Here is a 10,110-nt window from a genome sequence, read left to right as displayed (position 1 = left end):
CGCCACCCCCGCCGGGCCCGCCACCCCCGCCGGGCCCGCCACCCCCGCCGGGCAGGCGAGCCGCGCCCCGGCCGCACCCTCCCCTTCCTCGGTCGCCCCCGCCCCCCTGCCCCCCTCCCGCGCCACCTCACTCGCCATCCCCTACCTGAGCGTGCACGCCCCCGTGATGGGCCTGGACCTGGACCGTGACCACCGGATGACCGCGCCGCCCGACGACAACCCCAAGCTGGTGGGCTGGTACCAGGGCGGACCCGCGCCGGGTGGGGCGGGGACCGCTGTGGCCGTCGGGCATCTGGACACGGACAGCGGACCCGCTGTCTTCTCGGGGCTGTCCCAGCTGACCGCCGGGCGCCTGATCGAGGTGCGGCGGGCGGACGGCCGTACCGCCGTGTACCGCGTCGACGCCGTCCGCACCTTCGAGAAGGCGCACTTCCCCGACCGCGAGGTCTACGGCGACCGGGGCCGTCCCGAACTCCGGCTGATCACCTGCGGCGGCGCCTATCACCGGCGGACCGGCTACGCCGGCAACGTGGTCGTCTTCGCTCACCTCACCGCCGTCCGCGAACCGGGCAGAGCCTGAGTTCCCCGTCCGCGATGTGGGCACTGCGGCGGCCGTCGGCTGAATCCGCGCGTCCGCTTCCGCTCCCCACCTGCCCCGCCGTTCCCGCCGTCCCCGGGTGTCTTCCCCCGGCCGGGCACATTCCGTTAACTTCCGTGACCCACAGGCCCCGTACGACCGCGGGGCGTTCGGACCACGGAGCAGCGGCGCTCCGGACAGCCCCCGGGGGCGGCAGGCATGACACGCGCCATCTCACTGCACGACGTGAGCAAGTCCTACACCCGCGGCACGCGTGTGGTCGACGGGCTCTCGCTGGACATCGCACCGGGGGAGTTCCTGGTCCTGCTCGGCCCCTCCGGCTGCGGCAAGTCCACCGTGCTGCGGATGATCGCCGGTCTGGAGGAGATCGACGAGGGCGAGCTGCTGCTCGACGGGGAGCGCGCCAACGACTGGCAGCCCGCCGCCCGGGACATCGCCATGGTGTTCCAGAACTTCGCCCTCTACCCGAGCATGACCAGCCGCGACAACATCGGCTTCCCGCTGCGCATCGAGGACCGCGGCGCCGACCCCGGCCCGCGCGTCACCGCCACCGCCCGCATGCTGGGCGTGGAAGACCTCCTCGACCGTTATCCGAGCCAGCTCTCCGGCGGTGAGCGGCAGCGGATCGCCATGGGCCGGGCCATCGCCCGGCACGCCTCGGCGTTCCTGATGGACGAGCCGCTGTCCAACCTGGACGCCAAGCTCCGTAACCGGCTGCGCGCCGAGATAGCCCAGCTCACCCGGGAGTTGGGAGTCACCACGGTGTACGTCACCCATGACCAGGCCGAGGCGATGTCCCTCGGCGACCGGGTCGCCGTGCTGCGTGGCGGGGTGCTCCAGCAGGTCGGCACCCCGCGCGAGGTCTACGCGCTGCCCCGCAACGTCTTCGTCGCCGCCTTCATCGGCGTCCCGCGCATCAATCTGCTCCAGGGCGTGGTCCGCGCCCCGCTGGACGGCGCCATGACCATCGGCCTGGGCAAGCAGGCCCTGCGGCTGCCCGAACCGCTCTCCCTGGACCACCGGCTGCTGCGGGTGCAGCAGGGCCGCGAGGTCATCGTCGGGCTGCGCTCGGAGGTGGTCCGCATCGCCGACCGGGACTCGGCCCGGCCGGGGGAGGCGCTGATCACCGGGCTGGTCGAGCATGTCGAGTTCCAGGGGCACGAGATCCTCGTCCACTTCAACACCGGTTCGCGGCCCGCCGTCGTACCCGAACTGGAGGCCCCGCGCCCGGCCGCCCGGCCCCCGCGCCGGCGCAGGCGGGAGGGGCCGGGCATGCTGGACCGGCTGCGGGGGCGGGCGGGGGCGGCCCTGCGGGCCGGACCGGTCGTCGTCCTGGAGGACCCGGAGGTCCCGGAGGACCCGCCGGGGAGCCCGGCGTCCGACACCGCGACGTCCGGTGTGCGCCTTCCCGGTGACCTGGTGGTGCGCACCACACCGCACGTCCGGCTGCACCACGGCATGCAGGTCCCGCTGCTCGTCGACCTCGACCGCGTCTTCGTCTTCGACCAGGACGGCGACCGCATCTGCCCGTCCCCCGACCGGCTGCCCGACCTGGACGCGTGAGCACCGGCCCGCCCGGCGATGATGTCCGGCGACGGCCGGCAATCTGTGGCGCAGCAAAACTAACGCCGCTAGTTTGTGTGCCGGACGACGCGGATCCGCCGGGAGGAAACAGCATGAAGGCACATGACGGCCTGTACATCGACGGCGCCTGGCGCCCCGCCGAGAGCACAGACACGATCGAGGTCGTGAACCCGGCCGACGAACAGGTCATCGGGCGCGTCCCGGCCGGTGGCGCGCTGGACGTCGACACCGCCGTCCGGGCGGCCCGCGCCGCGCTGCCCGGCTGGGCCGCCACGCCCCCGGCCGAGCGGGCCGCGCGCCTCGCCGCCCTGCGGGACGCCCTCGTGGCCCGCAAGGACGAGATCGCCGAGACGGTCACCGCCGAACTGGGCGCGCCGGAGCAGTTCGCGCAGGCGGTGCACGCCGGCCTGCCCATCGCGGTCGCCGGGTCCTACGCCGAGCTGGCCGCGCAGCACTCCTTCGAGGAGCGGATCGGCAACTCCACGGTCCTGCACGAGCCGGTCGGTGTGGTCGGCGCGATCACCCCCTGGAACTACCCGCTGCACCAGATCGTCGCCAAGGTCGCCCCGGCGCTCGCCGCCGGCTGCACGGTCGTCCTCAAGCCTGCCGAGGACACCCCGCTCACCGCCCAGCTCTTCGCCGAGGCCGTCCATGAGGCGGGCGTGCCGGCCGGTGTGTTCAACCTGGTCACCGGCCTCGGCCCGGTCGCCGGTCAGGCCCTCGCCGAGCACCCGGGCGTCGACCTGGTCTCCTTCACCGGCTCCACCGCCGTCGGCAAGCAGATCGGCGCCACGGCCGGGGCCGCCGTGAAGAAGGTGGCCCTCGAACTCGGCGGCAAGTCCGCCAACGTGATCCTGCCGAGCGCCGACCTCGCCAAGGCGGTGAACGTCGGCGTGGCCAACGTGATGTCCAACTCCGGCCAGACGTGCAGCGCCTGGACCCGCATGCTGGTCCACCGCGACCGGTACGACGAGGCCGTCGAGCTGGCCCGCACGGCCGCCGCCAAGTACGGCGACCGGATCGGCCCGCTGGTCAGCGCCAAGCAGCAGGCACGGGTGCGCGGTTACATCGAGAAGGGCGTCGCCGAAGGTGCCCGCCTGATCGTCGGCGGTCCCGAATCCCCGCGCGAGAAGGGCTACTTCGTCAGTCCCACCGTCTTCGCGGACGTGACCCCGGAGATGACCGTCGCGCAGGAGGAGATCTTCGGCCCGGTCCTCACGATCCTGCCCTACGACGACGAGGAGGACGCCCTGCGCATCGCCAACGGCACGGTGTACGGCCTCGCGGGCGCCGTGTGGGCCGGTGACGAGGCCGAGGCGGTCGCCTTCGCCCGCCGGCTGGAGACCGGCCAGGTGGACATCAACGGCGGCCGGTTCAACCCGCTCGCCCCCTTCGGCGGTTACAAGCAGTCCGGAGTCGGCCGGGAACTCGGCCCGCACGGACTCGCCGAGTACCTCCAGACCAAGTCCCTCCAGTTCTAAGGAAGTACGCGACCCATGGCCGTACGAGCCGCCGTCCTGCCCGCCGTCGGCGCGCAGTTGGAGATCACCGCCATCGACCTGCCCGACCCGGGCCCCGGACAGGTCCGCGTCCGCCTCGCCGCCGCCGGCGTCTGCCACTCCGACCTGTCCCTGTCCAACGGCACCATGCGGGTGCCCGTCCCGGCCGTTCTCGGCCACGAGGGCGCGGGCACGGTCGTGTCGGTGGGCGAGGGTGTCACCCACGTCTCACCGGGCGCCCCCGTGGTCCTCAACTGGGCCCCCTCCTGTGGCAGTTGCCACGCCTGTGCGCTCGGCGAGGTCTGGCTGTGCGCCAACGCCCTGAACGGCGCCGCCGACGTCTACGCCCGCACCGCCGACGGCACCGACCTGCACCCCGGCCTGAACGTGGCCGCGTTCGCCGAGGAGACGGTGGTCCCGGCGTCCTGCGTCCTGCCGCTCCCGGAGGGTGTCCCCCTGACCGATGCCGCTCTCCTCGGCTGCGCCGTCCTCACCGGCTACGGCGCCGTCCACCATGCGGCGAAGGTCCGGCCCGGCGAGACCGTCGCGGTGTTCGGGGTGGGCGGGGTCGGCCTGGCCACCCTCCAGTCGGCGAGGATCGCGGGCGCGTCCAGGATCATCGCCGTGGACGTATCGGCGGAGAAGGAGGAACTGGCCCGGGCGGCAGGCGCCACGGACTACGTTCTCGCGTCCGACACCACCCCGCGCGAGATCCGCGCCCTCACCGGCAAGCAGGGCGTGGACGTCGCGGTGGAGTGCGTCGGCCGGGCCGTCTCCATCCGCGCCGCCTGGGACTCCACCCGCCGGGGCGGCCGTACGACGGTCGTCGGCATCGGCGGCAAGGACCAGGAGGTCACCTTCAACGCCCTGGAGATCTTCCACTGGGGCCGCACCCTGTCCGGCTGCGTCTACGGCAACACCGACCCGGCCCGCGACCTGCCGGTCCTCGCCGAGCACGTACGCGAAGGCCGCCTGGACCTGTCCGCCCTGGTCACCGAACGCATCGCCCTGGAGGGCATCCCGGCCGCCTTCGAGAACATGCTCGCGGGGAAGGGCGGCCGGGCACTGGTGGTGTTCTGACGCCCCGACGGGGACACGCCCCGACGGGGACACGCCCCGACGGGGCGCGGGCCGTACCCGGCCACGGAGCGGTGGACCCCGCCCCGTGGCCGGGTTCAGCGCAACGCCTCCGAAGCGATCCCCAACAGGGCCGACAGCTCCCGCTCCCCCGACGGAGTCACCCGCACGGCCCGCTCCGACCCGATCCGCACGCACCACCCCGCGTCCAGCGCATGGCGGCACAGCGCGGCCCCCGCCGCCCCCGCGAGATGCGGGCGCCGTTCGGTCCAGTCCAGGCACGCGCGGGCCAGCGGACGCCGGGTGGAGGGGTCGAGAGGAATGCCCGCCGACCCGAACCACTCCAACCCCGCGTCCGTGAGCGCGAACCCCGTGTCCTGCCGCAGCAGTCCCCGGCGGGTCAGCGCGTCCGTGACGGCGATCCCCAGCCGCCCGGCGAGATGGTCGTAACAGGTACGGCCCCGGGCCATGGCCGAGCCCGCGCTCGACTCGCGCAGGCTGTGCGGAGTCCGCCGCGCCGCCGCCGGGGGAACCTGCGCGGCGAGATCCTCGACCAGCTGTGCCACTCGCGCGTCGGCGAGCCTGACGTACCGGTGCCGCCCCTGCCGTTCCTCGGTGAGCAGGCCGCCGGCCACCAGCTTGCCCAGATGCTCGCTGAGCGTGGACGCGGCGACCCCGGCGTGCCGGGCCAGCTCACCGGCCGTCCAGGCCCGCCCGTCGAGCAGCGCCAGCAGACACGTGGCCCGGGTCTCGTCGGCGATCAGCGAGGCGAGCGAGGCCAGCCCGGCGGCCTGCGGATCCTTGGCGGTCATGCCTCCCAGCATGCGGCACGGACACTTCGGCGCCCGCCGAACTACCGCTGCGCGCCCTGCCGCACCTGCTCGTACTGCTGCGCCAGCCCGTCCAGCAGCGCCGTCAGCCCCGTCTCGAAGGCCCGCTCGTCGATCTTCTCCTGCTGCTCGGCGAGCAGGTGGGCCTGGCCGAGGTGGGGATAGTCGGCGGGGTCGTACGCGCTTGCGTCGTCCACGAAGCCCCCGGCGAACGAACCGAGCGCGGAGCCCATGATGAAGTACCGCATCAGCGCGCCGATGGAGGTGGCCTGGGCGGGCGGCCAGCCGGCGTCGACCATCGCGCCGTAGACCGCGTCGGCCAGGCGCAGCGCGGCCGGCCGCCGGCCCGGCCCCCTGGCCAGCACCGGGACGATGTTCGGGTGGTCGCGCAGGGCCGCCCGGTAGGAGACGGCCCAGTCGTGCAGTGCGGTGCGCCAGTCGCGGCCGTCCTCGAACATCGCCAGGTCCACCAGCCCGCTCACCGAGTCCGCGACCGCCTCCAGGATCTCGTCCTTGGTGCGGAAATGGTTGTAGAGCGAGGGCCCGCTCACCCCCAGCTCGGCGGCGAGCCGGCGGGTGGAGACCGCCGCCAGGCCCTCCCGGTCCACGAGTTCCCGGGCCGTCTCGACGATCCGGTCGGTGCTGAGGAGGGGCTTGCGCGGTCGGGCCATGGCGCACATAGTAGGGCTGCGCCTGGAAACTAGCAGTGCTAATTTAAATGTACGGCTTTCAAGATCTGTCTGTGTGGGGTGATCTCATGGTGAACCTGGGGCTCAGCGAGGAGCAGGAGGCTGTACGGCAGCTCGCCCGGGACTTCGTGGCGCGCGAGATCGCCCCGCATGTCGTGGCGTGGGACCGGGCCGAGGAGGTCGACCGGGGGATCGTGAAGAAGCTCGGCGAGGTCGGCTTCCTCGGGCTGACCGTCGCCGAGGAGTACGGCGGCTCGGGCGGCGACCATCTGTCGTACTGCCTGGTCACCGAGGAGCTGGGCCGCGGCGACTCCTCCGTCCGCGGGATCGTCTCCGTCTCCCTCGGGCTCGTCGCCAAGACGATCGCCGCCTGGGGGGACGAGGAGCAGAAGCGCCGCTGGCTGCCGGGACTGACCTCGGGGGAGTACATCGGCTGCTTCGGCCTCACCGAGCCCGGCACCGGCTCCGACGCGGGCAACCTCACCACCCGCGCCGTACGCGACGGCGACGACTACGTCATCAACGGCGCGAAGATGTTCATCACGAACGGGACCTGGGCGGACGTCGTGCTGCTCTTCGCCCGCTCCACCGACGCCCCCGGCCACAAGGGCGTCAGCGCCTTCCTCGTGCCGACCGACACGCCCGGCCTGACCCGCCGCACCATCCACGGCAAGCTCGGCCTGCGCGGCCAGGCCACCGCCGAGCTGGTCCTTCAGGACGTCCGCGTGCCCGCCTCCGCGCTGCTGGGGGAGGAGGGCAAGGGCTTCTCCGTGGCCATGTCGGCGCTGGCCAAGGGGCGGATGTCGGTGGCGGCCGGGTGTGTCGGCATCGCGCAGGCCGCGCTGGACGCGGCCGTCGGTTACGCCGGTGAGCGCGAGCAGTTCGGCAAGTCCATCGCCCACCACCAGCTGGTGCAGGAGCTGATCAGCGACATCGCCGTCGATGTGGACGCGGCCCGGCTGCTGACCTGGCGGGTCGCCGACCTGATCGACCGGGGGCAGCCGTTCGCCGTCGAGTCCTCCAAGGCCAAGCTGTTCGCCTCCGAGGCCGCCGTCCGCGCCGCCAGCAACGCCCTGCAGGTCTTCGGCGGCTACGGCTACATCGACGAGTACCCGGCCGGCAAACTCCTGCGCGACGCCCGCGTGATGACGCTCTACGAGGGCACCAGTCAGATCCAGAAGCTGCTCATCGGCCGTTCCCTGACCGGGGTTTCGGCGTTCTGAGAGGTTCTGAGTAGCCGATCTGAGTATGTGTGCGGATGTGGCGCGGGCCCTGTCCGCCGATGCTCTTCCCCATGAGTGACACACCGGTCAAGCAGCAGAGCACGGCCGCGTTCTACGGCCAGTCCGTCGCCTCGTTCGCCATCGCCATGGCGGCCACGGCCATCGGCATCTACCAGCTCGACACCAACGCCTGGGTCCGGGCCTTCCTCGCGATCGCGGTCCTGTACCTCGTCACCTCCGCCTTCACCCTGGCCAAGGTGATCCGGGACCGGCAGGAGGCCGGGCAGATCGTCAGCCGGGTCGACCAGGCCCGCCTGGAGAAGCTCCTCGCCGAGCACGACCCCTTCGAGAAGATCTGAGCGGGCGCAAAGATCTGAGCAGGCACGCTAAGCGCTCGCTCACCTTCGGCGGTATGGTGGTGCTCCTGTACCGAGAGGGGCGAGCAAGCGATGAGTACGGCGGAGGAGACGACCGGCGGCGAGATGGAGCCGTGGGAAGAGGTCACCCCTGACGCGGCCCGGCGGCTGCTCGTCGCCGCCGTGGAGGCCTTCGCCGAGCGCGGCTACCACGCGACGACGACCCGCGACATCGCCGGCCGCGCCGGCATGAGCCCGGCCGCGCTCTACATCCACTACAAGACCAAGGAAGAGCTGCTCCACCGGATCAGCCGCATCGGCCACGACAAGGCCCTCGACATCCTGCGCACGGCGGCCCGGCGTGAGGGCAGTGCGGCCGAGCGGCTGGCCGACGCGGTCAGCTCCTTCGTCCGCTGGCACGCCGGGCGGCGCACCACCGCGCGGGTCGTGCAGTACGAACTCGACGCCCTCGGCCCCGAGGCCCGCGCCGAGATCGTCGCGCTGCGTCGCCAGGTCGACGCCGAGGTGCGCGGGATCATCGAGGACGGTGTGGCCGCGGGCGAGTTCGAGGTGCTGGACGTCAAGGGCACCACGCTCGCCGTGCTGTCGCTGTGCATCGACGTGGCCCGCTGGTTCACCGTGGACGGTCCGTTCACCCCCGAGGAGGTCGGCGCGCTCTACGCCGACCTCGTGCTCCGGATGGTGGGCGCGAAGTAGGGCGCCTGTCCGGTCAGGTCACAGGTAGTACCGGGACACCGACTCCGCGACGCACACCGGCTTGTCGCCGCCCTCGCGCTCCACGCTGAAGGCGACCGTCACCTGTACGCCGCCGGTGACGTCCTCGACCCCGGTGATCTTCGCGGTGGCGCGCAGCCGGGAGCCGACGGGGACGGGGGCCGGGAAGCGGACCTTGTTCGTGCCGTAGTTCACGCCCATCTTCACACCCTCGACCTGGATCAGCTGCGGGCCGAAGAGCGGCAGCAGCGACAGGGTCAGATAGCCGTGGGCGATGGTGGTCCCGAACGGTCCGGCGGCGGCCTTCTCCGGGTCCACGTGGATCCACTGGTGGTCGCCCGTGGCGTCGGCGAACAGGTCGATCCGCTTCTGGTCGACCTCCAGCCAGTCGGTGTACCCCAGCTGCTCGCCCACGGCCGCCTTCAGCTCGTCGGGGGAGGTGAAGGTCCTCGGTTCTGCCATGTTCCCGGCCTCTCGCTCGCTTGTCTAAGCAACTGCTTAGCATGGTCGGGTGCGCGGCACCTGTCAACGACGGGCCGCCGGGGATCGGGTGGGTAGTCTCTGAGGAGTGCCCCAGATTCCGGAGAAGATCCACGAGCTCACCGTCGGCCAGCTGTCCGCGCGCAGCGGCGCCGCGGTCTCCGCCCTCCACTTCTACGAGGCCAAGGGCCTGATCAGCAGCCGCCGCACCGCCGGCAACCAGCGCCGCTACAGCCGTGACACCCTGCGCCGGGTCGCCTTCGTCCGTGCGGCCCAGCGGGTGGGCATACCGCTGGCCACGATCCGCGACGCCCTGGCCGAGCTGCCCGAGGAACGGACGCCGACCCGTGCGGACTGGGCGCGGCTGTCGGAGAAGTGGCGCTCGGAGCTGGACGAACGCATCAAGCAGCTGAACCGGCTGCGCGATCACCTGACCGACTGCATCGGGTGCGGGTGCCTGTCCCTGGACTCGTGCGTGCTGTCCAACCCGGACGACAGGTTCGGGGAACGGCGGGTGGGGTCGCGGCTGTTCGTGGAAGGGCGATGACCGCTGCGCGGCTTCGACCGTCGATGGTCCGGTGCGTCGCCGGGTGCGGCGCAGTTGTGGCTGGTCCCGCCCACGCGGCGGAGCCGCATAGGGATGCAGCCCCGCGCCCCTGAGGGAACTGCACCACTGCTGACCTACTCGTACTCGGTGCCGCCCTTCCTCGTCAGATACGCCGGGCTCACCGCCTTGGCGATGCACCGACCCCCCGTCACCGCGCTGTACCGCTCCACCGCAGGCCGTATCACCACGCCCTCGCGCAGATGCAGCCCCCGCCCGGACACGGTTTCCCGGCCACTTGCGAACTCCCGGACCCGCTCGATGTCGTACGGCCCCGCGTACAGCCGGGGCACCACCGGCAGCTCCCCCTCCAGCAGCTCGGCCGCGTCCAGCCAGCGCACTGTGCCGTCGATCTCGGCCGACACGTCGAACGCCGCGTACCCGAGCGTGTCCCGCCGGCCGTCCGCGCCGTAGGTCAGATCCTGCACCCCCGCC

At 72.5% G+C, this 10,110-nt stretch carries 12 protein-coding genes; 8 read left to right on the top strand and 4 right to left on the bottom strand.

All coding sequences use genetic code 11. From position 1 onward, the window contains the following. The 4 genes from LE548_RS20515 to LE548_RS20500 form a co-directional block, all read left to right on the top strand. Positions 1 to 580: class F sortase (locus LE548_RS20515; RefSeq protein WP_225098352.1), on the top strand; the 580-nt coding region annotated here is incomplete at its 5' end. A gap of 216 nt (positions 581 to 796) precedes the next feature. Beyond that, positions 797 to 2,161 (top strand): ABC transporter ATP-binding protein, encoded by a 1,365-nt coding sequence (locus LE548_RS20510; RefSeq protein WP_225098351.1) that lies wholly within the window; start codon positions 797 to 799, stop codon positions 2,159 to 2,161. Positions 2,162 to 2,274: 113 nt separating this feature from the next. Next, on the top strand, positions 2,275 to 3,663 hold the full coding sequence (locus LE548_RS20505) for an aldehyde dehydrogenase family protein (RefSeq protein WP_225098350.1): 1,389 nt from the start codon (positions 2,275 to 2,277) through the stop codon (positions 3,661 to 3,663). Positions 3,664 to 3,678: 15 nt separating this feature from the next. Next, positions 3,679 to 4,761: a Zn-dependent alcohol dehydrogenase gene (locus LE548_RS20500; protein ID WP_225098349.1), complete on the top strand. Its 1,083-nt coding sequence runs from the start codon at positions 3,679 to 3,681 to the stop codon at positions 4,759 to 4,761. Between the two features lie 95 nt (positions 4,762 to 4,856). Here LE548_RS20500 and LE548_RS20495 read toward each other — a convergent pair whose 3' ends face one another. Both LE548_RS20495 and LE548_RS20490 read right to left on the bottom strand, forming a co-directional pair. Further along, positions 4,857 to 5,570, bottom strand: coding sequence for a helix-turn-helix transcriptional regulator (locus LE548_RS20495; RefSeq protein ID WP_225098348.1), 714 nt, complete (start codon positions 5,568 to 5,570; stop codon positions 4,857 to 4,859). Positions 5,571 to 5,611: 41 nt separating this feature from the next. Further along, positions 5,612 to 6,259 carry a TetR/AcrR family transcriptional regulator gene (locus LE548_RS20490; protein WP_225098347.1) on the bottom strand — a complete coding sequence of 216 codons (648 nt, stop codon included), beginning with the start codon at positions 6,257 to 6,259 and terminating at the stop codon, positions 5,612 to 5,614. Positions 6,260 to 6,348: 89 nt separating this feature from the next. On the opposite strand from LE548_RS20490, the gene LE548_RS20485 reads away from it, so the two are divergent. The 3 genes from LE548_RS20485 (at position 6,349) to LE548_RS20475 (ending at position 8,573) form a co-directional block, all read left to right on the top strand. Beyond that, positions 6,349 to 7,500, top strand: coding sequence for an acyl-CoA dehydrogenase family protein (locus tag LE548_RS20485; protein WP_225098444.1), 1,152 nt, complete (start codon positions 6,349 to 6,351; stop codon positions 7,498 to 7,500). Positions 7,501 to 7,571: 71 nt separating this feature from the next. Then, positions 7,572 to 7,859: a YiaA/YiaB family inner membrane protein gene (locus LE548_RS20480; protein WP_225098346.1), complete on the top strand. Its 288-nt coding sequence runs from the start codon at positions 7,572 to 7,574 to the stop codon at positions 7,857 to 7,859. A gap of 90 nt (positions 7,860 to 7,949) precedes the next feature. Next, entirely contained in the window at positions 7,950 to 8,573 is a 624-nt protein-coding gene (locus tag LE548_RS20475; RefSeq protein ID WP_225098345.1) for a TetR/AcrR family transcriptional regulator, read from the top strand. A gap of 18 nt (positions 8,574 to 8,591) precedes the next feature. Here the strand turns inward: LE548_RS20475 and LE548_RS20470 are convergent, their stop codons facing one another. Further along, the gene (locus LE548_RS20470; RefSeq protein WP_225098344.1) at positions 8,592 to 9,053 is read right to left on the bottom strand and encodes a MaoC family dehydratase; all 462 of its coding nucleotides are present in this window, start codon (positions 9,051 to 9,053) and stop codon (positions 8,592 to 8,594) included. Between the two features lie 106 nt (positions 9,054 to 9,159). On the opposite strand from LE548_RS20470, the gene soxR reads away from it, so the two are divergent. Beyond that, on the top strand, positions 9,160 to 9,618 hold the full coding sequence (gene soxR / locus LE548_RS20465) for a redox-sensitive transcriptional activator SoxR (RefSeq protein WP_225098343.1): 459 nt from the start codon (positions 9,160 to 9,162) through the stop codon (positions 9,616 to 9,618). A 134-nt stretch (positions 9,619 to 9,752) separates the two neighbouring features. On the opposite strand, the gene LE548_RS20460 is transcribed toward soxR, so the two are convergent. Beyond that, a partial coding sequence (locus LE548_RS20460; RefSeq protein WP_308030312.1) for an RNA ligase family protein occupies positions 9,753 to 10,110 on the bottom strand: 358 nt, incomplete at its 5' end.

Origin of the sequence: Streptomyces sp. CoH27 (genome assembly GCF_020181035.1) — a bacterium.
Taxonomy (GTDB): domain Bacteria; phylum Actinomycetota; class Actinomycetes; order Streptomycetales; family Streptomycetaceae; genus Streptomyces; species Streptomyces camelliae.
Note: the sequence above shows the minus strand (reverse complement) of the source record. Positions and strands in the feature narration are given on the sequence as shown.

Excerpts from the sequence above, each read along its gene's own strand:
- LE548_RS20500 (WP_225098349.1), top strand. The coding sequence starts at position 3,679 with ATGGCCGTACGAGCCGCCGTCCTGCCCGCCGTCGGCGCGCAGTTGGAG.
- LE548_RS20475 (WP_225098345.1), top strand. The coding sequence starts at position 7,950 with ATGAGTACGGCGGAGGAGACGACCGGCGGCGAGATGGAGCCGTGGGAA.
- LE548_RS20490 (WP_225098347.1), bottom strand. The coding sequence starts at position 6,259 with ATGGCCCGACCGCGCAAGCCCCTCCTCAGCACCGACCGGATCGTCGAG.
- LE548_RS20510 (WP_225098351.1), top strand. The coding sequence starts at position 797 with ATGACACGCGCCATCTCACTGCACGACGTGAGCAAGTCCTACACCCGC.
- LE548_RS20505 (WP_225098350.1), top strand. The coding sequence starts at position 2,275 with ATGAAGGCACATGACGGCCTGTACATCGACGGCGCCTGGCGCCCCGCC.
- LE548_RS20480 (WP_225098346.1), top strand. The coding sequence starts at position 7,572 with ATGAGTGACACACCGGTCAAGCAGCAGAGCACGGCCGCGTTCTACGGC.
- LE548_RS20470 (WP_225098344.1), bottom strand. The coding sequence starts at position 9,053 with ATGGCAGAACCGAGGACCTTCACCTCCCCCGACGAGCTGAAGGCGGCC.
- LE548_RS20495 (WP_225098348.1), bottom strand. The coding sequence starts at position 5,570 with ATGACCGCCAAGGATCCGCAGGCCGCCGGGCTGGCCTCGCTCGCCTCG.